We start from the raw sequence: 22081 nt of genomic DNA, 5'->3' as shown, positions 1-22081 counted from the left end.
GTCAAGGGCTACGGCCTGGGCACGCACTTCGAGGGCCGCAACGCGACCCACCAGATGAAGAAGCTGACCCTGGAGGATTTGAAGGCCTTCCGTGATCACCTGCGGATCCCCATTACGGATGAGCAGCTCGAAGCCGATCCGTACGCCCCGCCGTATTACCACCCCGGTGCTGACTCCCCGGAGATCAAGTACCTGCTCGAGCGCCGCCGCGAACTCGGCGGCAACGTGCCCGAGCGCCGCGAGAAGCACGCCCCGGTCAAACTGCCGGATGCTTCCGCGTATGAGGTAGCGAACCGCGGTTCCGGCAAGCAGATGGCGGCCACCACCATGGCCTTCGTCCGCCTGCTCAAGGACCTCATGCGGGACAAGGAGTTCGGCAAGCGGATTGTGCCGATCATTCCGGATGAAGCCCGAACCTTCGGCATGGATTCGTTCTTCCCCACCGCGAAGATCTACAACCCCAAGGGACAGAACTACCTTTCCGTGGACCGGGACCTCGTCCTGGCCTACAAGGAGTCCCCGCAGGGCCAGATCGTGCACGTGGGCATCAACGAAGCCGGTTCCATCGCAGCGTTCACCGCCGCCGGTACCTCCTACGCCACCCACGGCGAACCGCTGATTCCGGTCTACGTGTTCTACTCGATGTTCGGCTTCCAGCGCACGGGCGATGCCATTTGGGCAGCTGCTGACCAGATGGCCCGAGGCTTCCTGATCTCTGCGACCGCCGGACGCACCACGCTGACCGGCGAGGGACTGCAGCATGCCGACGGCCACTCGCCAATCCTGGCTTCCACCAACCCCGCGGTGAAGACCTACGATCCGGCTTACGGCTACGAGATCGGGCACATCATGCGCCACGGCCTCGAAGAGATGTATGGCGAAGGCTCCGAGGACCGGAACCTGATCTACAACATCATGGTTTACAACGAACCGATCCTTCAGCCCAAGGCTCCCGAGGACCTGGACGTGGAAGGTGTCGTCAAGGGCATCTACCGGGTCTCCGCCTCGGACGTCAAGGGACCCAAGGCCCAGCTGCTGGCCTCCGGCGTGGCTGTTCCGTGGGCGGTGGAAGCCCAGAAGCTGCTCGCCGAGGATTGGGGTGTTTCCGCCGATGTCTGGTCGGTGACGTCCTGGACCGAGCTGCGCCGCGACGGCCTGGCCGCTGAGGAGGAAGCGTTCCTGAACCCGGGTGCTGAGCGGCGAGTTCCCTTCGTCACCCAGCAGCTCGCCGGAGCCGAAGGCCCCATCGTAGCCTCGACCGACTACATGAAGGCTGTTCCGGACCAGATCCGCCAGTTCGTGCCGAACGAGTTCGCCACCCTGGGTGCTGACGACTTCGGCTTCGCCGATACCCGTGCAGCGGCCCGGCGTTACTTCAAGATCGACAGCCACTCCATGGTGGTCCGCACCCTGCAGCTGCTCGCAGCCCGCGGCGATGTGGATTCTGAGGCCCCCCGCCTGGCCATGGAGAAGTACGACCTCCTGAACGTCAACGCAGGCACCAGCGGCAACACCGGCGGCGACGCCTAGTCACATCTGCCATGAATTTGGGCCGGACACCTTCGGGTGTCCGGCCCAAACTGTTTTCCGGACACACACCTGCGGCCTATCCGCTCCGCCTAGTGCTGCGCGTTCAGATCCTCCGAGATGGTCCGGGCCGCAGCCTTGAGCAGCGGTACGGCCCGTTGTCCGAAGGCTTCATCCACGCGGGAGATGGGTCCGGACACGGACACCGCAGTGGGGGTGGGAGCGCCAGGGACAGCCACGGCGAAGCAGCGGACGCCCAGCTCCTGCTCCTCTTCGTCGATGGAATAGCCTCGCCGCCGGATCGCGGCCAGGTCGGTGAGCAGGGCCTCGATGGTACCCAGGCTGGCAGCTGTTGCGGGCGGCAGTCCCGAGCGGGTGGCTATCCCCCGGACCTGGTCATCCGGCAGCTGCGCCAGGATAGCCTTGCCGACGCCGGTGGCATGGCTGTGCGCCCGGCGTCCGACTTCCGTAAAGGTGCGCATGGAGTGCCGGGAGGGTGCCTGGGCGATATAGAGGACCCGGTCCGAATCCAGGACCGCCATATTTGCCGTCTCTCCGAGCTCGTCAACCAGTTTCCCCAGCACCGGCGTGGCCAATGCGCCAAGCTGCTTGCTCGCGCCCTCGCCCAGCCGGATCAGGCGGGGACCCAGGGCATAACGGCGGTTGGGCAGCTGCCGCGCATAGCCCAGTCCCACCAGCGTTCGCAGCAGCCGGTGGATGGTGGGAAGCGGCAGTTCTGCAGCGCCCGCGAGTTCACTGAGTGTGGCCGACCCACCGGCGTCGGTGATGAGTTCCAAGAGTTCGAAAACGCGCTCGACGGATTGGACGCCGCTTCCGGCAGTTCGCTCGGCCATCGGTTTGGCCCTCCCGCAGTAGTTCGACAGTGGCAGATGTAATGTCGCATCGCGGAAGCCAACTTCCGGTATTCCCACACCGTAGCGCTACCCGGGAGGGATGGCCAGCCTTTTGAAACCCGAAAGCGAGAATTGAAAAAAACTCTTGCCATTCCACATCGCAAACAATAATATCCATAATACGGAATACGAAGTGGTTGGGGAGAAGCGTCCGGTTGCGTACACGGGACGGTTCCGGAAACCGGTGAGTGCCGCGAACGATGCCGTGCCTTGGACGATGCCGAGCCGGGGATAATGCAGCGTCGAGAAACTCGCAGGGCCGGGTCACATGCCGCCCCGGGAAATACAGGCGAAGAGAAAGGAACACGGTATGAAGGTTGAGCATATCTGTTTCTTTCCTGCCAGCGGTTCCGCCACGCATAGGAGCGCAGCCCGGAAGACCACCGCCCGGAGGAGAAACCGGCCCCATGAGCAAGGCTGAAACAGGAACCCGGTTGGCCTTCGGTGCCGATGACTACGCACGAATTGCCGATTCGCTGCGTTCCACCGACGATCTATTGTCAGCCGGTTACCCGGGAGACGATGGCTCCCGGCAGCCAGTGCACACGGTGTACGTTCCTGCCGACACCTTTACCCCGGATCTGGGTGCCGACTGGGGCCGGCAGGCATTGGCCGCCGTGGACGGCCAGGGTGGATTGGAGCAGCTGGCCGGGCAGCTTGGCCTGGCGGACCCGGGAACTCTGGCCGCACTCACCGCTGCCAAGCTCGCATCCGAACCAATTGAAGATCTGCGCCTCGATTTCGAAGATGGTTACGGAGCCCGTCCGGACGCTGAGGAGGACGCACACGCCGTCGCTGCGGGGCGGGACGTGGCACGCGCTGTGGCCGCAGGGACCGCTCCTGCCTTCATCGGAATCCGGTTCAAATCCTTCGAAGCGCCTACCCGGGACCGCGGGCTGCGGACGCTGGACCTGTTTCTTTCGTCGCTGCTTAGCGGCCCTGCCGCCGGTTCCGGGCCCGGGCGTGAGAGTCTGCCGGGTTCAGGTCTGCCAGGTCCTGGCCTGCCGAGCTCTGGCCATCCCGGCCCGGGCCTGCCGGGCCCTGGCCTGCCGAACTCTGGCCATCCGGGTTCTGGTCTGCCGGACGGGCTGGTCCTGACCCTGCCAAAAGTCAGTACGGTGGCGCAGGTTGAAGCCATGGCTTATGCCTGCGGCCGGCTGGAGGAAGCCCACGGGTTACCCGGCGGCCGGCTGCGCTTTGAGGTCCAGATGGAAACCCCTCTGCTGATCCTGGGTGCGGACGGCACCGTTCCGGTGGCCCAGCTGCTCCATGCCGGAAGCGGCCGGATCAGCGCCCTGAACTACGGCACCTATGATTACAGCGCCTCGCTCGGCATTGCCGCCGCGTACCAGTCCATGGAACACCCGGCAGCGGATTACGCGAAAGCGGTGATGCAAGTCGCCGCAGCGGGCACCGGTGTCCGTCTTTCCGACGGTTCCACGAACATTCTTCCCGTGGGTGACCCCGAGACCATCCAGCGGGCCTGGGTGCTGCACGCGCGGCTGGTCGCCCGTTCCCTGGCTGCCGGCTACTACCAGGGCTGGGACCTCCATCCCGCTCAACTGCCCACCCGGTACCTGGCCACCTACGGCTTTTACCGCAGCGGATTCGATGCAGCCGCCGCGCGCCTCAACAACTATGTGCACCGTCTCGAGAGCACGATCCTCGACGAACCTGCGACCGCGCGGGCCCTGGCCCGGTTCATTCACCGGGGACTCACCTGCGGTGCGCTCACCAGCGGTGAAGTAGCCGAGGCCGTTGGTGTTTCTCCCGACGAGCTGGCACACCTTGCCCACCCCCAGACCCCCAACAGAAGCGGAAACAAGCAGTGAACCCCACGTATTACTCCCCCGACGCCGGCCTGCCACCCCAGACTGCCCTGCTCTCAGACCGGGCCGTGGTCACTGAGGCCTACACGGTGATTCCCCGCGGCGTGCTGCGGGATATCGTCACGAGCGTCCTTCCGGACTGGACCGGCACCCGGGCCTGGATCCTGAACCGGCCCGTTGCGGGAGGTGCCACAACGTTCGCTCAGTACCTGATGGAGGTCGCTCCCGGCGGCGGGTCCCGGAATCCGGAACCGCAGTCCACAGTGGAGTCCTTCGTGTTTGTGCTCGACGGCGGTCCGCTGGCAGTGACGATCGACGGCGAGCGGCACGAACTCGCTCCGGGCGGCTTCGCCTACCTTCCGCCGGCCATTGTCTGGGAAACGGCTAACGACGGCACCGAGCCTGCCCGCTTCCAGTGGATCCGCAAGGCCTACGAACCGTTGGCCGGGCACCTGCCAAAGGTCGTCGTCGGGCATGAAAGTGAAATCGAGCCGGCCGGGATGCCGGGCACGGACAATAAATGGCGTACCACCCGGATGCTGCCCGTGGATGACCTGGCGTACGACATGCACATCAACGTCGTCACGTTCGAACCCGGGGCCTCCATTCCGTTCGCAGAAACCCACGTCATGGAGCACGGCCTCTACGTGCTTGAAGGGAAAGCTGTTTACCGTCTGAACGAGGACTGGGTGGAAGTCCAGGAGGGCGACTACATGTCCCTGCGGGCGTTCTGCCCGCAGGCCTGCTATGCCGGCGGGCCTGCCAACTTCAGATACCTGCTGTACAAGGACGTCAACCGTCAAATCCTGCTGTGACCAGAACGGGGTCCTGCAGTACGCAAACGGCTGGTTCTGCGGTATCCGGCATCCCTGCGCGTCCGGCAGGTGCGTGAACTGCTCGATCCTGCTGACCCGGTCACTGTTTGAGCGGCCATCCCAAAGTCCCGGTATGGAGGCCCGCAGCCAAAGGCGGCTGTCTGCCTCCATTGCTGGGCCGAATTAAAGGAGCACATCGTATGACTGATTCTGATTTTGACCTCGTTCTGCGCGGGAACCGGGTGTACGCCGGTGCGGGAACCGGAGCCTGGGAGGTGGGGGTCCGTGGCGGCGCTGTGGCCGCCGTCGTACCTTTGGGCACCGGCCTGACAGGGGACCGCGTGGTTGAACTCGCGGATGATGAGGCCCTGATTCCCGGCCTGGTGGATTCCCACGTTCACGTCAACGAGCCCGGCCGCACCGAATGGGAAGGCTTTGCATCAGCTACCCGTGCTGCGGCTGCCGGCGGCGTCACGACGGTTATCGATATGCCCCTGAACTCGATTCCGCCGACGGTTTCCGTGGAGGCCCTGGAGGTCAAGCGGGAAGTGGCTGCGGGTCAGGCATTTGTGGACGTCGGGTTCTGGGGTGGTGCCGTTCCCGGCAACACCGGGGATTTGCGGGCGCTGCATGAGGCCGGAGTTTTTGGTTTTAAGTGCTTCCTGCTGCATTCGGGAGTGGATGAATTTCCGCAGCTGGAGCCGGAGGAAATGGAAAAGGACCTGGCCGAACTGGCCTCCTTTGATTCGCTGCTGATCGTTCATGCCGAGGATTCCCAGGTAATTGCCGATGCCCCGGAGCCGACGGGTCCGGAATACTCCGGGTTCCTAGCCTCGCGGCCCCGTTCAGCAGAGAACAAGGCCATTGCCCAGGTCATTGATGCTGCCCGGCGGACCCGGGGGCGTGCGCACATCCTGCACCTGTCCTCTGCCGATGCGCTGCCGCTGATTGCTGCTGCCAAACGGGAGGGTATCCGCCTGACAGTGGAGACCTGCCCGCACTACCTGACCCTGCTGGCCGAGGAGATCCCTGATGGTGCGACGGCATTCAAATGCTGCCCGCCGATCCGGGAAGCGTCTAACCGGGAGTTGCTCTGGCAGGGACTACAGGACGGAACGATCGACTTCATTGTTTCCGACCACTCCCCCAGCACACTGGATCTGAAGGATCTGGAAAACGGTGACTTTGGAGTGGCCTGGGGCGGGGTTTCTTCCCTGCAGCTGGGGTTGTCGCTGATCTGGACCGAGGCCCACCGCCGGGGAATCCCTCTGGAAACGGTGCTCGAATGGATGTCGCGCCGGCCTGCCGAACTGGCCGGGCTGGGACGTAAGGGCCGGCTCGAGGTTGGTGCTGATGCCGACTTTGCGGTCTTCGCACCGGAGGATTCCTTTGTGGTGGAGACGGCCAAACTCCATCACAAGAACCCGATCACGCCGTACGCGGGCAAGGAACTGACCGGTTCCGTCCGGCGGACCTTCCTGCGGGGTACTGAGGTTTCCGGGGACGAGCCGACGGGCCGGCTGCTGCGGCGGGGCTGAGTTGCTTTCGGGCTGAGCTCAGCTGGGCTGGGGTGCGGGCGCTTTGAGGGGGCGGCCCGCACCCGTGGCGGGGTGGCGACAAGGGTTTAGCAATCGCAGAAGGCCCGTGTGGCACCGCCTCAGTCCGGTCCGGGAACCTCAGCGCCGGCACACACCCCGTCTTCAGCTGTCAGGGTTCCTCCCCAGGTCCCGGCAGCCTCGCGTTCTTTTTCCCGGGCGTAGTCCAGTTGCGGTTCCACCCGGTATTGCCTGCCAAAGGTCGATTGCCACTGGAGGACTCCGGGAACTGGCTGGTGTGCTGACCAGAAACCGAGCGATTTGTAGCGATGATGCTTCGGACACAGGTTGGCCAGATTCCCGTGTTCTGTTGGTCCCCCCTGGGACCAGGGAATTGTGTGGTCGATTTCGGTTCGGGCTGCGCTGACGCTGCAGCCGGGGAATCTGCAGGTTCCGTCCCGGGCCTGGAGCCACCGTTTCAAGCCGGCGGGCACTTTCCGCCGTCGTCCCACTGCCAGGATCGCACCGGTCGCAGGATCCTGGACCAGTCCGGTCCAATACAATGCCTGGCGGGCCAGCCGGCGGGCTGCCTCGGCACTGATCGGCCCGTAGCCGTTGAGCTCGGCCGGCTGGTTGTTCCCGCCGAAGAGTGTGTCCGCCGGGATCAGCACCATGATCTCCGGGTTAATCCCCTCGGTACCGTCGGGGGTTGAGTCGTCGACACTCCGAGGGAAGCTCGCTTCCGCACCGGCGCATATCCTGTCGGGCTGGGTAGAGGCACCGCTGTCACCCGGACACAGAGGCCCGTCGCCGGCAGACAGAAGGCTCGCGCCGTCGGGCTGGGCAGGACCACCACCTCCCCCGGAAGTCAGAGGTCTGCCGGGTGTCAGGATCAGCAGCGAAAAGATGTCTGCCCTGAGCTGGTCCATGGTCCTGGAGTCCCCGTCCCGCCGCCGCCCTCGAGCCGCAGCGGTCAATGCGGTGAAGATCGCCTGGCCTTTCTCCGCAGCGATGAAAGCGGTGAGTTCGGCCATTCCGTCGGCTCGGGGGTCGAGACTGACCCCGCGTTTGTCTACAGCGCTCCGGTGCCGTTCCTGGATACTGCCGGGCCAGCGGCGCTCGCGCAGCCGCCGGGCCGTTCGAATGAACTGCGCACAGGTCCGCCCCTCCGCAACGTCCAGCAGTTCCCGCTCAAATTGCGGTTGCTCGGCCGCCGGAACGCTTTCGGTCTCATCCAGAAGGACCTCGGCCTGCCGATAACTGATCCTGCCCCGGGACAGATGCGCCAAGGTAGCCGGATACCGGGTGCAGAGGTTGTCTGAAACATTCACCAGGCGCATGGCACTCATGTGCGGCAGGTTTAGGGCCGCACCGGTTTCAGCGGCTGTCAGGGACATTGCGAGCATCTCGTCCGGCCGCTTAAAAGTCTCTTCCACCTCGCGTTCAATCAGCTCCTGCAACCTGTGGACCACGCGTGCCTGCTGAGCCTGCACCCAAGCACCCAGAACCGCGAGCTGTTCCAACACCAGCGCTGACTCGCCCGCATCAAGGACACCCAGTTCCGCAACTTTTACTGACCCGCTGAAACCAGCGCCCTGTTCGCTGGCGCCGGGTGCTGTAAAGGCCTCCAGAAAGGCGAGCGGCACGGCGCTGCTGTCCGCCTGCTCAGACGGCTCAAAAAGCTGCTCTCCACGACTGCTGCGGGTCCGCTCCATACCCCAAGGCTTTCATCTGCCACTGACATTTGAAGGCGGAAATCGGGCCTGTAGACGACACCAAAATACGGGAGTTTTCCTAAAAAGTACTCAGGTTTAAGCGGCGGCTGAATCAGAGCGCCCGGCAGATGCGCCGGGCGCCCTGCCACCCTCAGGACCGGGGCCGCGCGCCGGGAGGAACCCGCAGCGGAAGCCGCTTCAGCTCGACGTCGACGTTTCGCCCCGAGATCTCTGCGGTCATATAAGTGCAGAACGGCTGACGGCGGCGATCCGTGGGCGAGCCCGGGTTCAGCAGCCGCAGACCGCCGGGAGCAGCACTGTCCCAGGGGATGTGGCTGTGGCCGAAGATCAGCAGATCGGTGCCCGGGAAGGCCTGCTCCATCCTGATCTCCCGGCCTTTGGCGGCACCGGTTTCATGCACGACGGCGATTCGCACCTCTTCAACCGTGGCGCGGGCGATCTCCGGAAGCCGGGCCCGCAGCCCCGGTCCGTCATTGTTGCCCCAGCAGGCCAGCAGCGACTTGGAACGCGACTGCAGGTCGTTGAGGAGGTCTTCGCTGACCCAGTCGCCGGCATGGACGACCAGGTCCGCGGCCTCGACTGCGTCCCATACCTCCTGTGGAAGAGCCTTGGCCCGCAGCGGCAGATGGGTGTCGGCCAGAAGCACCAAACGCGTCGTCATCGGGGTCCTTTCATACCGGGGTGTCCCTCCCGGTCTCACCTCCGAGGCTAGCCTGTGCTGCAGACTCCGGGGACGCGGCAGCTGGGAAGGATCTCCGGCGGGATATGGTTTTCAGAGACCTACACCGGAATCCGCAGCGCACTGGGAGCATCCTCATGGCCATCAATTGGACCGCCCGTCCTGAGACCCCCGCCGACGCCGCTGCTGTCCGCGCCATCAACGAAGCAGCCTTCCCCACTCCGGCGGAAGCCGACCTGGTAGACGCGCTGCGCACGGACCCGGACGCGTGGATCGACGGGCTCTCCTGGGTGGCAGCCGGGCCGGACGGCACCATCGTGGCCCATGCACTGCTGACCCGCTGCCGGGTTGGCGGTGAGCCCGCGCTCGCACTGGCTCCCTGTGCGGTCCTGCCGGATTATCAGCGCCAGGGCGCCGGAGGTGCGGCGATCCGCGGCGCACTGGACGCGGCCCGGAAATTGGGCGAAAACCTGGTGGTGGTCCTCGGCCATGCAGACTATTACCCGCGCTTCGGGTTCACTCCGGCCTCCCGGCTGGGCATCAAGGCCCCGTTTGAGGTGCCGGATGAGGCCCTTATGGCCCTGCAGCTCAACCCCGTCGGCCAGGTCCCCTCCGGAGTGATCGAGTACCCGGCGGCCTTCGGGGTCTGACCCCGTCAGGCAGCTAAACGCTGCGGCGGGCAATGATCGCAGCATGCGGCCGGTGCCCGGGATCGGTCCGGGTTTCGACGGCGGCGGCGGTCAACCCCGCGTCTTCGAGCAGCCGCGTGAACTCCTGGACCGGCCACGAATAGGCAGGAGCGACCTGGTGTGGGAACTGCTCGATCTCGGCGCTTTCAAAGAACCCCGCCAGGAGACTTCCGCCTGGACGAAGACAGCGCACCATTTCCGCCAGAACCCCGGGGACGTCGTCGGGTTCAAGGTGGATCAGCGAGTACCAGGCGAGGATTCCCCCGAGACTTTCGTCAGCAGCCCCGATGTCCCGCACCGAGGCCACCCGGAAGGGAATATCCGGGAACTGTGCGCGTGCATGGCTAATGAAAGCCGGAACCAGATCAATCCCCTCGACGTCGAGACCTTGGTCGGTGAGGTACTTCGTCCAGTGTCCAGGCCCGCAGCCAGCATCAATCACGGGACCATCCACCGTGGCTGCCCACTCCGCCACGAATCTGCGGTCCGCGGGATGGGCTGCCTCGATGGACCCGAACAATGTGGTGTAGCCGGCTGCCCGCAGGGAGTACGCCACCTCAACGATGCTCTCGCTCATCCGACCCGCCTCAGAGTCCCACCCGGACCGGGCCGGACGATCCGTCGGCATAGGTCACCAGCAATTCCACGCCCTCGCCGTCGTGGTCAGTGTCGTAGTTTTGCAGTTCATCCCCGGGGAACCAGAGAACAAACTGCCCCTTGGCAACGCTCCCTATGACTTCGCCCTCGGTCTGGCTCAGGTAGGAAACCCCGACGACCTCGGAGCCTGCAGCACCGGCGACCATAGAGAGGTTGCCCGCCTGCGTCGTCCCCGTTCCGATCCCTTGGGGAAGCAAGTCCCGGGGCTCGGGAGTGGGGCTCCCACCGGGACCTCCGGAATAACCGAATGACCCGCCAAACATGGAGTCATCAGACACACACATGGCCGACCATCCGTCGTCGCCGGTCAGCATCACTGCCGTCCAGACACCGCGCTGCTCGGCGATTGCGACCTCGGCCCGTTCGGCGGAATCTTTCTCCGAGTGCCCTTCTGAGGACCGGCAGTCATCCCCGGCCTTCGCACTGGCAGCCGGGCTGAGGGTCGTCGGAACGGCGGTCCAGGTGGCGTAAGCCGGATCGCCGCCGCTGATGGCCGGAAGAGCAACCAGGCCCGCGGTCACGGCAGCAGCCGCACCAATCAGAACACCGCGGCGTACCTTCCACCGGCGCAGCGGATGAACGTTCTGTACCTCCCCCATCGCCGGATCAGCCGCGAGAATGCGTTCGAGGTCGGCGCGGGACCGCGGGGTGTGCCCGGAGGCACCGGAGTCGGCAGGATCAAGGGACCGGAGCAAGGTGTCGATTTGTTCGTCGCGCATCATGATGCCGGGGTCCTTCCAAAGACGGGCTGCGGCGTGCTTGAAGACGCCGGGAGGTGGTCGAGCAGGAGACGGAGCGCCCGGCGGGCGCGGGTAAGCCGGAGACGGTAAGCGACGGGTGAAATCCCGAGAACCGCTGCAGCCTGCGGGCTGGTCAATTCCTCAAAAACCGCCAGGCCCAGTGCCTCCTGGTGGACTTCGGAGAGGAGCCGCCAGGCCCGCTCCAGATCGATCCGGCTGGTTGCCAGGTCGATGTCCTCGCTGGACGCGGGCACGTCCGAAGCATCGACCAGGCGCAGGCCGAGCGCTTCCCGGCGCTGCTCACCGCGCCGGCTGTTCAGCAGGATGTTGCGGCTGATGCCAAAGATCCAGGCCCGCGCGTCGCCGGTGGAAGCGGGCAGATCATCCAGCCGGCGCCAGACGACAAGAAAGGTGTCGGCAGCAACATCTTCAGCCCGGTCAGGATAAGTGCGGCGCTGAACAAACCGGATCAGCTCCGGATACACCGCGGCATATAACGCCCGGAAGGTTTGCTCCCGGTCGGGAGGGCGTGAAAAGGAGGTCATACCCTGTACCTGTCCGGGAGCGGGCGCAGTGTCTCGCCACAGCGGCAACATTTTCCCCTGCAGCTCCGAGAGCAGACAACCAGCAGGGTCAGCTTTGCAGCCCGGCCAGCTCCTCACGCAGCCGGGCCACATGGCCGGCAGGGCTGACACCGTACTCGGCTGTAAGGACCTTCCCGTCTTCATCCACAGTCACGGTGGAGCGGAGGACGCCCATGGACGTGTTGCCGCCGAAGGTCCGCTCACCATAGGCACCATAGGCCTTGATCACGGCAAGGTCCGGATCGGAGAGCAGCGGGAAGGTCAGCGCCTGGTCCCGGATGAACTCCTGGATCGCCTCGGGTCCGTCAGGTGAGATGCCGACGACGTCGTACCCGTCCTGCTGCAGCGCAGCCAGGTTGTCGCGGAAATCGCAGGCTTCGGTGGTGCAGCCGGGAGTCCCGGCCTGCGGATAGAAGTAGACGACAACGCGGCGCCCGGCATAGTCCGCGAGGGACACCTGCTTGCCGCCGGCGTCGGGAAGGGTGAACGCGGGGGCGGTGTCGCCCGGAGAAAGCTGGGTCATGGCTGTCCTCAGGTTGGAGGGGTTCGGCATCTGCTGGTGCCCAGTCTAGAGATCACAGGTGCGCAGGAGGACCAAGGCCGTCCGGATATCTTGATACCGGCCCGGCGGGACCAGTCCGGCCCCCCGTCGGGCCCGGTCCGCCCGTTATCCGGCGTACTCGCTGCGCAGGTCCTTCTTGCGGATCTTGCCGCTGGCCGTCCGCGGCAGATCCTCCACGACCACCACCGACTTCGGAATCTTGTACCGGGCCAGCCGCCCGTCCAGGTGAGTCTGCACTTCGGCCGGCTCCAGCGTGAAACCGTCGCGCAGCGTGATCACAGCCTTGGGAACCTCACCCCATTTAGCGTCGGGAACCCCGATCACCGCGACGCCGCTGACGGCCTCGAGCTCGCTGATGATCTGCTCCACCTCGGCCGGGTAGATGTTCTCGCCGCCGGAAATGATCATGTCCTTCAACCGGTCGGAGATGAAGAGGAAACCGTCGTCGTCGAAATAACCCATGTCGCCGGAGCGGAACCAGGTCCCGTCGGTGAACGAGGACTCGGTGGCCTCGGGCCGGTTCCAGTAGGCCTTGATCACGTTGGGGCCGCTGATCTGGACTTCGCCCACTTCCCCGGGCGCAGCGAGAGTACCGTTCGGATGCGCGATGCGGACGGACGTGAAAAAGTGCGGGAGCCCGGCCGAACCGGCCTTCTCCCGGGACCATTTCGGCGGCAGAGCCGTGGCGCCGGGCGCCGTCTCGGTCATACCGTAGCCGTTGGAGAAGCCAAGACCGCGTTCCTCGTAAGCGTCAATCACCCGCAGCGGCACCGCGGAGCCGCCGCAGGTGAGCTTACGCAGCGAACTGATGTCCCGTTTGGCCCAATCGGGGTGCTCACAGAGCAGCTGGTACGTGGTGGGAACGCCGCTGATAAACGTCGCCTGGTACTTTTCGATCAGTTCCAGGGTCCGTCCCGGTTCAAAGCGGGTTTCCAGAATGACGGCGGCGCCCTTAAGCAGGTTCGGCAGCACACCCATGTCCAGCGATGCCACATGGAACAGCGGGGAGATCATCAGGGCGACGTCGTCTCCCGCAACGTCGTAATCCACCAGCACGTTGAAACAGTTCCAGGCCAGATTGGCGTGGGTGAGGCAGGCGCCCTTGGGCTGCCCGGTGGTGCCGGAGGTGTAGAGAATGATTGCGCCGTCCTCCAGGGAGACGGCGGCGTCCGGAAACCCGCCCGAGGCTGATTCCAGGGACGCTTCATACGGCTTGACCGGCAGCTCGCCGGGGTCGAAGGCCGCTGTTCCCGTTCCATCGTCAACCAGCAGGCGGAGTGCGACGGCGGTTCCGCGCGCCCCGCGCACAGCCAGTTCGTCCAGCGCCAGGGTGTTCACCAGGATGAGGCTGCCTGAATCCTGCAGCGCATACTGGATTTCCGGAGGTGCCAGCCGGGTATTAAGCGGCACAAACACCGCTCCCAGGGAGCCTGCGGCGAAGAACGTCTCCAGGAAAGCAGGGTGGTTGTCCCCCAGGAAAGCCACCCGCGTGCCGTGTTCCACACCGTTGGCGCGCAGCACAGCTGCCAGTCTGTTGATCCGCTCGTCGAGTTCGGCGTAGCTGGTCCGCTCATCCCGGAAAATCAGCGCGGTCTTGGAACCGGATTTGACGCGCTGGCGGTGGATCCATGAACCCAGGCCCTGGTTCTGCATTTCCTCAGACATCCTTCGTTGTATTACCTAAAGTCTTTGTGGAGCCGGTGGCCTGCCTGCCCAGGGGAAGGCAGGCCACCGGAGGTGTTACTGGATGGTGCTGCTTGTTGAACGGTGCTGCTACTGGACCGTCATGGCTGCCAGATCGGGAGCCTTTTCCACGAACTTGTACTTGAGCATCAGCTCACCGAGGCTGTTGAGCTGCTCGGTGCGCAGCTCGGCGTCGTACTGCTCCATCTTGAGCTTCGCGGCGACCTCGGCCGGCATCGTCATGAAGTCCGGCAGGGTTGCCTTGACGTCGTCGATGTTTGCCTCGGCTTCGACCAGGAGTTCTTCCATGGCGTCCTTGAACTTCTGGACGGTTTCCGGGTTCTGATCGGCATAGTTACCGGAGGTGAAGGAGACCATGGTGGGCATGCCCGGGACAACTTCCTGGTTCGAGTACCCCACCAGGACGTTCTCCGGATTGGCCAGGGCCTTGCTGAGGAAGGGCTCCGGAATCCAGATGGCGTCCGTGTTGCCCAGCTCCAGCTGTGCCTCCATGTCAGGGAAGGCCATTTCGGAGAACTTGATCGCCCCGGAGTCCGCTCCCGCGAGGGCGGCAGCCTCCATGATGGTCAGGTCGCCCTGGGTGTTGATGGCGTTGACGGAAACGGTTTTGCCTTCCAGATCACCAAAAGTGGTGATGCCGGAGTCCGCACGGGCAACAACGCCGTTGATGTCCTCGCCCTCCGCGTAGGAGTTGGAGTAGCCCGTGACGATCTGCATGTCCAGGCCCTTGTCCTTGGCCACCATCACGGTCAGCGGGTTGCCGACGGCGAAGTTCATGTCTCCCGTGGAGACAGCCGGCAGCATGGCAGCGCCGCCCTGGCCGGTCTGAAGTTCGACGTCGAGTCCGTGCTTCTCGAAGATGCCTTCCTCAATGCCGTAGTGCATGGCTGCCGAGGGGGCGATCGCCAGGACGCCGACCACGATCTTCTCGAGCTCGCCGCTGCCTGCCGATTCCGACGAGGAAGCTGCCGGTGAGCTGGAGTCGCTGCCGGACAGGCTGCCGCCACCACAGCCGGCCAGCGCCAGTGACGCAACAGCGCCGAGTGCGAAGGCCTTGGCGACCTTGCGGGTAATGAAGTGCCTCATGACTTTCCTCTTCCTTGAGGGGAGAAATGGATACTGCAGGAGTGGAGCTGGTACTGCCTTACTGACCCGTGGTCCGGCCCGCGGAGGGGACCTGACCGGGAGGCCTGCTGACGCCGGAGACTAGGCGTAGAACCGAGCGAGGAACTCGGCGACGACGGCGGGGCGCTCTTCGCCTTCGATCTCGATTTTGTTGGAGGTCTTGATCTGGACGCCGCCCTTGACCTCGGTGACCTCAGCAATGACCGAGTGCAGGCGGACCTTGGAACCAACCTTGACCGGATTGGTGAACCGCACCCGGTCCAGACCGTAGTTGACCTTGGTCTTGACGCCTTCGACGTCGAAAAGCTGACTCCACAGCGGAATGATCAGGGAAAGTGTCAGGAAGCCGTGGGCAATCGGTGCGCCGAACGGTCCGTCCTTGGCCTTTTCCGGGTCCGTGTGGATCCACTGGTGGTCATCAGTGGCCTCGGCGAAGGTGTTGATCTGGTCCTGCGTGATTTCGATGTAATCGGTGTAGCCCAGGTCCTTGCCGACAAGTCCGGGGAGTTCTTCGAAGGTGACAACGGTAGCGCTCATAAGGTTTTTCCTCAGTTAGTTCTGGTGGTGACTATTTTGAATCTGCGGTCTGGGGCTGGAGCTCTTCGGGCAGCGGCGGGAACTTCTCCCCCACACCCTGCAGGCTGCCGGCGAACGGGAACTCCGCCGCAAGATCCTGATAGGTCCAGCCACCGTCCCGGTACTCCGTGCTTACTGCTTCCGGATGGGACCACAGCTGCAGCCGGTCCCCGCCCACGCCAATGGCCTGCCCGGTGATCCCGGCAGCATCCTCGGAGGCCAGGAACGCGATCAGCCCGGCCACATCCTCCGCGGTACCGAAGCCCAGCTCCTTGCGGAAGAAGGCCGGCATCGCCTCCCCGCGCTCCTCGGCTTCAACCGCGGCAGCGAAGTACGGAACGGTCTTGGTCATCGCGGTCGCGGCCACCGGGATCACGGCGTTCGCGGTGACGCCGGCCTTCTTCATTTCCAGCGCCCAGGTGCGGACCATGCCCACAATCCCGGCCTTCGCTGCAGCGTAGTTGGTCTGCCCGAAGTTTCCGCGCTGCCCGGTCGGGGAACCGATCGTGATGATCCGGCCCGCCACGTTGTTTTCCTTGAAGTACGCGTACGCCTCCCGGACACAGGTGAAGGTGCCGCGCAGGTGCACGTTGATCACCAGGTCAAAGTCCTCATCGGTCATCTTCAGCAGGCTCTTATCCCGCAGCACCCCGGCATTGGTCACCAGAATGTCCAGGCCGCCGAAGTTCTCCACGGCAGCGGCCACCAGGGCCTTCGCCGTCTCGGTCGACCCGACCGGAGCCACCACCGCAACCGCGCGGCCGCCGTCGGCCTTAATCACCGCTACCGCTTCATCAGCAACGGCCTGATCGACGTCGTTCACCACTACCGCTGCGCCCTGCCGGGCCAGTTCCCGGGCGTAGGCCAGGCCCAGCCCCCGCCCGCTGCCGGTAACAATCGCGGTTTTGCCGTCCAGCGCCATACATAACTCCTCATTCGTGTGCTCTGCCTCACACCATGACATCCGAGATGGTTGAGAAAGTCAACAGTTGTAATTGCGCGTACTCTTAGACAATGACCGAGACCGGCAGCAACACCTCAGGCAACGGCGCGGCAGGTACTTCGCACCAGCCGGGGCCTCAGACAGGAATCGAGCGGCTCTATGATTCAGAGCTGGCGGGAGAAACCGAGTTCCTCGCTGCCCGGGCGCGTTCAGTCGGCTCCCGCCGCGCCAACGAGGACCTGGCCGCGCTCGACCTGAAAGTGCGCTCCTACTCCGTCCTTTCCCTCGCCTGCAGCGGGTTGAACCCTTCGCAGCGGGAACTCGCGGAATTCCTCTCCCTGGATCCCAGCCAGATCGTGGCGTTGGTGGACCAGCTCGAGAAACGGGGTGCGGTGAAGCGGAAGGCGGACCCGCGGGACCGCCGTTCCAACATCATTACCCCGACGGCGGAAGGCAAGCGGCTCTATGCCGAGGCGGCCGCCGTGGTTGCAGCCGCGAGCGAGACTTCCCTGCGCAGCCTCTCCCCCGAGGAGCGGGAACAGCTGCGGTCGCTCCTGCGCCGCGTTGCTTTTGCCGATTAGAACTTTGGGTCTTCCCGCCCGGCCGCGGCGCTAACGCAGCGACTCGTTCATAATCCGCGCCAGAGACTGGAAGCGCTGATTGGTGGCAAGGTCCTCCACGAGTATCGGGGCTCCGTCCGGCCCGGCCAGCGGAATCCGCCAGTTGGGATACTCCGTGGACGTACCGGGCTGGTTCTGGGTCCGCCGCTCCCCCACGGCATCCACCAGACCAACACCGATCAGCACCGACGGTGTCCTGGAAATATACCGGTGCAGGGCCTCGACGGTTTCAGCCTCGGACGCCTCTTCGGCGCTCAGCAGCCCCTCGCTACGGACCAGCTCCAGAATGGCTGCCCGGGCAGCCTCATCAAGTTCCCGTTCTTCCTCCACAGGCCGGTTCAAAAGGCCCAGCGAACCGCGCAGGGTCACATGTTCCCCGGCCAGATACCCCGCAGCCGGAGGCAGGTCATGGGTGCCGATGGTGGTGAGGGCGCCCGGACGGTAGTCCGCCGGCGGCCGGGGCCCCTGCTCGGTCTGTTCGAACCACAGGATGGCCGTGCCGAGAATTCCGCGTTCGGCCAGGTAGCCCTGAACCCACGGTTCGAAGACGCCCAGGTCTTCGCCAACGACGACGGCGCCCGCCCGCTGCGCTTCCAGGGCCAGGATTCCCACCAGCGCCTCATGGTCGTAGTAGACGTAGGCGCCCTTGTCGGGCGTTTCTCCGCGGGGTATCCACCACAGGCGGAAGAGACCAAGGATATGGTCCACCCGCACGCCGCCGGCATGGCGGAGAATGGTCCGCAGCATGTCCCGGTAGGCTGCGTATCCGGTGCCCGCCAGGCGATCCGGATCCCACGGGGGCTGGCTCCAGTCCTGGCCGCGCTGGTTGAACATGTCCGGCGGTGCTCCGACTGACACTTCAGGAACCAGGACGTTGCGCAGTGTCCAGGCATCCGCTCCGCCGGGGTGGACCCCCACGGCAAGGTCGTGGACGATTCCGACGCCCATGCCCGCCTGCCGGGCAGCCCGCTGGGCCGTCTCCAGCTGTTCGTCGCAGATCCACTGCAGCCATTTGTAAAAGCTGATGTCCCCGGCCAGCTCGACGGCCGCATTCCGGGCAAAACTGCTGTTCAAGCCCTCAGCCCACTGCGGCGCGTCCGCCGGCAGGCTGGCGGCCAGGGCGGACCAGAGGGCAAAACTCTCCAGTCCATCGCCTTCCCCGTCGACAAAAGCCTGGAACTGCTGTTCCCGGGAAGGGCTGCGCGGCACTTCGAAAACCAGGCGAAGGGCCGGGAGCTTCGCCGCGAAGGCTGCGTTCCGGTCCAGCAGTCCGGCCTCCCGGTTCACGGCCTGCTGCCCGGCAGCCAAATCTTCGACCCCCGACCGCTGTTCCTGCGGGAGATAGCTGTACTCGGGAATGGCTTCGACCCGGATGTAGAGGGGATTGAAGAAGCGGCGGGTTGCGGGCAGGTACGGGGAATCCTCCACCGGAGGGGCGGGTTCGGCGGCATGGAGGGGGTTGATGAGCACAAAATCTGATCCGGCTTCCCCGCAGACCGCGGAGAGGTCAGCGAGATCGGTCAGATCACCAATACCCCAGGACCGCGCCGACCGGGTGGAGTACAGCTGGGCCATCATCCCCCAGGTCTGGGCCCGGCCGATTTTGCCAACCGGATCCAGCCGGTCCGGGGTTACTGCCAGTACAGCCTGGGCCCGGGTCCCGCCGTCGCCGGAACGGACGGCCTCGACGTGCAGCTGGTGCCAGCCCAGCGGCAGATCCGGCGGCAGGGCCAGCGCTGTGCACTGCAGGTCCGTTCCATCGACGACGGCGGATTCCTCCGGCTGCGGATTCCACGGCAGCTCAATGGTTCCCCCCAGTTCCAGGTCGACCCACGCCCGCGCGGACACTCCGAAGGGAAGATGCACCTGCACCGAGGTCTCCGGGACACCTTCCCGCGTCACGACCGTCGGAGGCAGGACCTGCCGCCAGCGGTCCGTCATTGCCTGCGCCAGTGATGCTTCCAGCTCCGGGCGGCTGCCCGCAGGAGCACCCCGGGAGGCAAGGATTATCCGCAGGGTTTCATCCGAGACCTGCTGCTGGCTCCCGTCCCATCCGGTGAACGTCGTCGCGATGTTTTTCGCTGCTGCGAGCCGTTCCAGGAGCTCCCGCTCGCTGGTGCTCCCGGCACTGTCCCCTGTCATAGCGTCTCCAAAGTCATGGAAGCCAATCTAGGGGGTTCCGGCGCCGCAGGACAGGCCCGCCGGGTGGGGCGGCAAAGAGCGCACGGCCCCAAGGCGGCTTCAGGGCCGTTTTTCCACCAGCCGCCACACGTCCTGATAATCATTGTGATCCGCGTACGGCGCGGCTAGGGCGGCGAGGGCAAGAGTGGTCCATTCGAGTTCATCCGCATAGCTGCGCGGGTCGTTTTCCGTGTCCTGCAGCATCCTGGACAGCGCATTGCGGCGTGCACCGCCGATGATGTCGATCAACATGAGTTTGGCTTCGCATTCCCGCAAAAGCCGCTCCTCATACCAGCGGTCCGAGAGTGAAATTTCGGAGCCGCCGAGGAGCTTGCGGGACTCCGCGGCGTCTTCATGAAAGCGCGTCAGCAGGAAATCCACGATATCCATGCCCAGACTTTACGCTCCCCACCGATCCTGCGTCAGGGGGAGGGTACAGCATTGGGAATATTTTCGCCCACTTGGCTGGTTGACATAACTAGGCCCCCTTACGACATAGGAGTAGTAGTTTGCCCTCAGCCAGTACGTCCTCAGTTTCCTCTAATCCGTCCGCCCGCCGCATCCGCAATATCCGTTCGGTTCACCGTGGCGACCACGTTGAAGCCCGCAGCGGCGGACATGTCTATTACCGGGGAGAAGTGCGGGACACCGCACCTGGGCTGGCAACGCTGTGGCTCCGTGACGAGGAAACCGGCGCCCACACCGCCGTGAACACCGAGGATTTCACCATCTGGCGCACCGAAGCATAAACCTGCCTGCGCTGCCAGCAAATCGACTACCAGTAGATCAATTGCCAGCCGATCCACTACCAGTCGATCAACGCTCCGGCACTGATATTGATCGTCGCCGCCGTGATGCTGGCTGCCATATCTGAAGCCGCGAATGCTGCGGCGTTGCCAACATCTTCCAGCGTGGCAGCACGCTTGAGCATGGTGGCTGCCTGGATCGCACCGGCGATTTCCTCCCGGCCTTCCATGTCCGACGGCAGTGACTCCGGTATACCGCCGCTGCGGAGCGTCACCACCCGGATACCGTAGGGGCCAAGCTCCACCGCCAGCTGCCGGCGCATGGCCTCAATGGCCTCGAACGCCGTAATCAGTCCGCCCAGATACTGGCCCGGTTCCTGGGTTCCTGATCCCCCGAAAGCCAGGATGACGCCGGATTTCTGTTCCATCATGTGCCGGGCCGCCGCCTGCGCGGTGATGAAGGTCGTCTGCACGGCCGTCGACACGGGGCGCAGATAGTCCTCGAGGTACATCGCGGACATCGGGGTGCCCTGGACGTCGCCGTGCTGGATGACATTCAAGGAGATGTCCAGGGACCCGGCGGAGGAGGCGACGTCGTCCGCGTGTTCATTCACCGCCTGCTGGTTCAGCGCGTCCAGCAGCGCGGTTTCTGCCAGGCCGCCGGCGCTCCGGATCTGCTCGGCCACGGCCTGCAGCGGTTCCGGGTGCCGCCCAGCCAGAAAAACCCTGGCGCCCTCCCGGGCGAAGGCCCGGGCCGCGGCCCCTCCGATGGATCCTCCGCCTCCGTAAACAACTGCGTTCCTGCCGTTCAGCAGCATGCCGGTGCCCTTCTGCCGGAGTGTGGGGCCACCATCATGGCACCGGACAGGTCAGAGAGCCAGTGTCCAGGCGACGTCGGCGGCTGCCACCTCCGCAAGGCTGGCTGGCTGCCAGCGGGGCGCGTCCCGGTCCAGGAGGCGGGCGCGGACGCCTTCGCGGAAGTCCGGGCGGGCGATCATCCGCTCGGCCATCACCAGATCCCGTTCCAGCACCTTTTCCAGCACCGGTTCCGCCGCGGCCGCCCGTACTCCGGCCAACGCCACGGCCAGGGAAAACGGCGCCATCGCCCGAATATCCCGGGCTGCCGCCGCGGCTTCCGGCGAAGCGTGGGAGTCCAGCCGGGCAAGGATCTCCTGGACATCGGAGCCGGCGTAACACTCATCAATCCATTCCCGCTGGCCGGCCAGGGGAGCCGGCGGAGGTTCGACGGCGAACGCGGCCACCGTCTGCTCCGGCTCACCCGTTTCCAGTGCCGCACACAAAGCTGGAAGGGAGGCGGAGGGAACGAAGTAGTCCGCGAATCCGCACAGCACCGCGTCGGCACCCGTCATGGTTCCGGCGGTCAAGGCCAGGTGCGTGCCAAGCTCGCCCGGCGCGCGGGCCAGCAGCAGGGACCCGGCGCAGTCCGGGCTGAACCCAATGCGTACCTCCGGCATGGCCGCCTGGGTCCGTTCGGTGGCGATCCTGATGCCGGCATGCCCGGAAACACCCACACCACCTCCCATAACCATCCCGTCCATCAGCGCAACGTAGGGCTTCGGGAAGTGAGCCACCCGGGCGTTGAGCGCGTATTCGGCGGTCCAGAACTCCATGGCCTGCACATCAGTCCCGGCTGCGATCGCCCGGATGTCGCCGCCGGCACACAGCCCACGGTCGCCGGCCCCCAGGAGCAGTACCGAGCCGACCGTATCCGCCGACGCCCAGTCCTGGAGCACCCGGTCCATCGCCGTGACCATACCCACGGTCATGGCGTTGAGCGCCTGCGGCCGGTTCAGGCGGATGATGCCGAGGTTCCCGGAGGTCCAGGCCTGAAGCTCGCCGGTGGCATGGATGGAGGCACGGGTGAGGGTTCCGGAGGGAGAGGATTCCATGCCCGTCAG

22 protein-coding genes are annotated in these 22081 nt (G+C 65.1%); 7 read left to right on the top strand and 15 right to left on the bottom strand.

The genetic code is table 11. The features are described from left to right. The coding region (locus H9639_RS16695; RefSeq protein ID WP_404799775.1) for a transketolase-like TK C-terminal-containing protein at nucleotides 1–1530 on the top strand (1530 nt) is incomplete at its 5' end. 89 nt (nucleotides 1531–1619) lie between these two features. On the opposite strand, the gene H9639_RS16690 is transcribed toward H9639_RS16695, so the two are convergent. Beyond that, nucleotides 1620–2381, bottom strand: coding sequence for an IclR family transcriptional regulator (locus H9639_RS16690; protein WP_191809210.1), 762 nt, complete (start codon nucleotides 2379–2381; stop codon nucleotides 1620–1622). 467 nt (nucleotides 2382–2848) lie between these two features. Between H9639_RS16690 and H9639_RS16685 the strand changes: the two genes are divergently transcribed. The 3 genes from H9639_RS16685 (at nucleotide 2849) to allB (ending at nucleotide 6623) form a co-directional block, all read left to right on the top strand. Beyond that, nucleotides 2849–4273: a DUF6986 family protein gene (locus H9639_RS16685; RefSeq protein WP_191809209.1), complete on the top strand. Its 1425-nt coding sequence runs from the start codon at nucleotides 2849–2851 to the stop codon at nucleotides 4271–4273. Continuing rightward, nucleotides 4270–5085: a bifunctional allantoicase/(S)-ureidoglycine aminohydrolase gene (locus H9639_RS16680; RefSeq protein ID WP_191809208.1), complete on the top strand. Its 816-nt coding sequence runs from the start codon at nucleotides 4270–4272 to the stop codon at nucleotides 5083–5085. The genes H9639_RS16685 and H9639_RS16680 overlap by 4 nt, the downstream gene beginning before the upstream one ends. A 200-nt stretch (nucleotides 5086–5285) precedes the next feature. Continuing rightward, nucleotides 5286–6623: an allantoinase AllB gene (gene allB / locus H9639_RS16675; protein WP_191809207.1), complete on the top strand. Its 1338-nt coding sequence runs from the start codon at nucleotides 5286–5288 to the stop codon at nucleotides 6621–6623. Between the two features lie 119 nt (nucleotides 6624–6742). Here allB and H9639_RS16670 read toward each other — a convergent pair whose 3' ends face one another. Together H9639_RS16670 and H9639_RS16665 are read right to left on the bottom strand one after the other, a co-directional pair. Next, nucleotides 6743–8335 (bottom strand): HNH endonuclease signature motif containing protein, encoded by a 1593-nt coding sequence (locus H9639_RS16670; protein WP_191809206.1) that lies wholly within the window; start codon nucleotides 8333–8335, stop codon nucleotides 6743–6745. A 151-nt stretch (nucleotides 8336–8486) separates the two neighbouring features. Next, nucleotides 8487–9017, bottom strand: a complete 531-nt coding sequence (locus tag H9639_RS16665) for a metallophosphoesterase family protein (protein ID WP_191809205.1) — start codon at nucleotides 9015–9017, stop codon at nucleotides 8487–8489. Nucleotides 9018–9172: 155 nt separating this feature from the next. On the opposite strand from H9639_RS16665, the gene H9639_RS16660 reads away from it, so the two are divergent. Beyond that, nucleotides 9173–9685, top strand: coding sequence for a GNAT family N-acetyltransferase (locus H9639_RS16660; protein WP_191809204.1), 513 nt, complete (start codon nucleotides 9173–9175; stop codon nucleotides 9683–9685). A gap of 13 nt (nucleotides 9686–9698) precedes the next feature. Here the strand turns inward: H9639_RS16660 and H9639_RS16655 are convergent, their stop codons facing one another. The 8 genes from H9639_RS16655 to H9639_RS16620 form a co-directional block, all read right to left on the bottom strand. Continuing rightward, entirely contained in the window at nucleotides 9699–10301 is a 603-nt protein-coding gene (locus tag H9639_RS16655) for a class I SAM-dependent methyltransferase (protein WP_191809203.1), read from the bottom strand. A 10-nt stretch (nucleotides 10302–10311) separates the two neighbouring features. Beyond that, nucleotides 10312–11103, bottom strand: coding sequence for a hypothetical protein (locus H9639_RS16650; RefSeq protein WP_191809202.1), 792 nt, complete (start codon nucleotides 11101–11103; stop codon nucleotides 10312–10314). Next, nucleotides 11100–11666 carry an RNA polymerase sigma factor gene (locus tag H9639_RS16645; protein WP_191809201.1) on the bottom strand — a complete coding sequence of 189 codons (567 nt, stop codon included), beginning with the start codon at nucleotides 11664–11666 and terminating at the stop codon, nucleotides 11100–11102. The genes H9639_RS16650 and H9639_RS16645 overlap by 4 nt, the downstream gene beginning before the upstream one ends. An 88-nt stretch (nucleotides 11667–11754) precedes the next feature. Then, nucleotides 11755–12228, bottom strand: coding sequence for a thioredoxin-dependent thiol peroxidase (gene bcp / locus H9639_RS16640; RefSeq protein ID WP_191809200.1), 474 nt, complete (start codon nucleotides 12226–12228; stop codon nucleotides 11755–11757). A gap of 144 nt (nucleotides 12229–12372) precedes the next feature. Beyond that, on the bottom strand, nucleotides 12373–13920 hold the full coding sequence (locus tag H9639_RS16635; protein WP_191809212.1) for an acyl-CoA synthetase: 1548 nt from the start codon (nucleotides 13918–13920) through the stop codon (nucleotides 12373–12375). A gap of 120 nt (nucleotides 13921–14040) precedes the next feature. After that, on the bottom strand, nucleotides 14041–15057 hold the full coding sequence (locus tag H9639_RS16630) for an ABC transporter substrate-binding protein (RefSeq protein WP_191809199.1): 1017 nt from the start codon (nucleotides 15055–15057) through the stop codon (nucleotides 14041–14043). Between the two features lie 120 nt (nucleotides 15058–15177). Beyond that, nucleotides 15178–15633 (bottom strand): MaoC family dehydratase, encoded by a 456-nt coding sequence (locus H9639_RS16625; protein ID WP_191809198.1) that lies wholly within the window; start codon nucleotides 15631–15633, stop codon nucleotides 15178–15180. A 31-nt stretch (nucleotides 15634–15664) separates the two neighbouring features. Then, nucleotides 15665–16594 (bottom strand): SDR family NAD(P)-dependent oxidoreductase, encoded by a 930-nt coding sequence (locus tag H9639_RS16620; protein WP_191809197.1) that lies wholly within the window; start codon nucleotides 16592–16594, stop codon nucleotides 15665–15667. A gap of 92 nt (nucleotides 16595–16686) precedes the next feature. On the opposite strand from H9639_RS16620, the gene H9639_RS16615 reads away from it, so the two are divergent. Then, nucleotides 16687–17196, top strand: a complete 510-nt coding sequence (locus H9639_RS16615) for a MarR family winged helix-turn-helix transcriptional regulator (RefSeq protein ID WP_191809196.1) — start codon at nucleotides 16687–16689, stop codon at nucleotides 17194–17196. A gap of 30 nt (nucleotides 17197–17226) precedes the next feature. Here H9639_RS16615 and malQ read toward each other — a convergent pair whose 3' ends face one another. Beyond that, nucleotides 17227–19377 (bottom strand): 4-alpha-glucanotransferase, encoded by a 2151-nt coding sequence (gene malQ / locus H9639_RS16610; RefSeq protein ID WP_191809195.1) that lies wholly within the window; start codon nucleotides 19375–19377, stop codon nucleotides 17227–17229. A gap of 99 nt (nucleotides 19378–19476) precedes the next feature. Further along, the gene (locus H9639_RS16605) at nucleotides 19477–19806 is read right to left on the bottom strand and encodes a DUF6221 family protein (protein ID WP_191809194.1); all 330 of its coding nucleotides are present in this window, start codon (nucleotides 19804–19806) and stop codon (nucleotides 19477–19479) included. Between the two features lie 119 nt (nucleotides 19807–19925). Between H9639_RS16605 and H9639_RS16600 the strand changes: the two genes are divergently transcribed. Continuing rightward, entirely contained in the window at nucleotides 19926–20165 is a 240-nt protein-coding gene (locus H9639_RS16600) for a hypothetical protein (RefSeq protein WP_191809193.1), read from the top strand. 56 nt (nucleotides 20166–20221) lie between these two features. Here H9639_RS16600 and H9639_RS16595 read toward each other — a convergent pair whose 3' ends face one another. Both H9639_RS16595 and H9639_RS16590 read right to left on the bottom strand, forming a co-directional pair. Then, nucleotides 20222–20980 (bottom strand): SDR family NAD(P)-dependent oxidoreductase, encoded by a 759-nt coding sequence (locus tag H9639_RS16595; protein ID WP_191809192.1) that lies wholly within the window; start codon nucleotides 20978–20980, stop codon nucleotides 20222–20224. 51 nt (nucleotides 20981–21031) lie between these two features. Further along, a complete protein-coding gene (locus H9639_RS16590; protein WP_191809191.1) occupies nucleotides 21032–22072 on the bottom strand; it encodes a 3-hydroxyisobutyryl-CoA hydrolase in 1041 nt (346 codons plus the stop codon). Nucleotides 22073–22081: the final 9 nt, after the last annotated feature.

The sequence above is a fragment of the Arthrobacter gallicola genome (assembly GCF_014836775.1).
In the GTDB taxonomy this organism is placed as follows: Bacteria; Actinomycetota; Actinomycetes; order Actinomycetales; family Micrococcaceae; genus Arthrobacter_B; species Arthrobacter_B gallicola.
The sequence above is the reverse complement of the archived record's forward strand: the minus strand, read 5'-3'. Positions and strand labels throughout refer to the sequence as shown.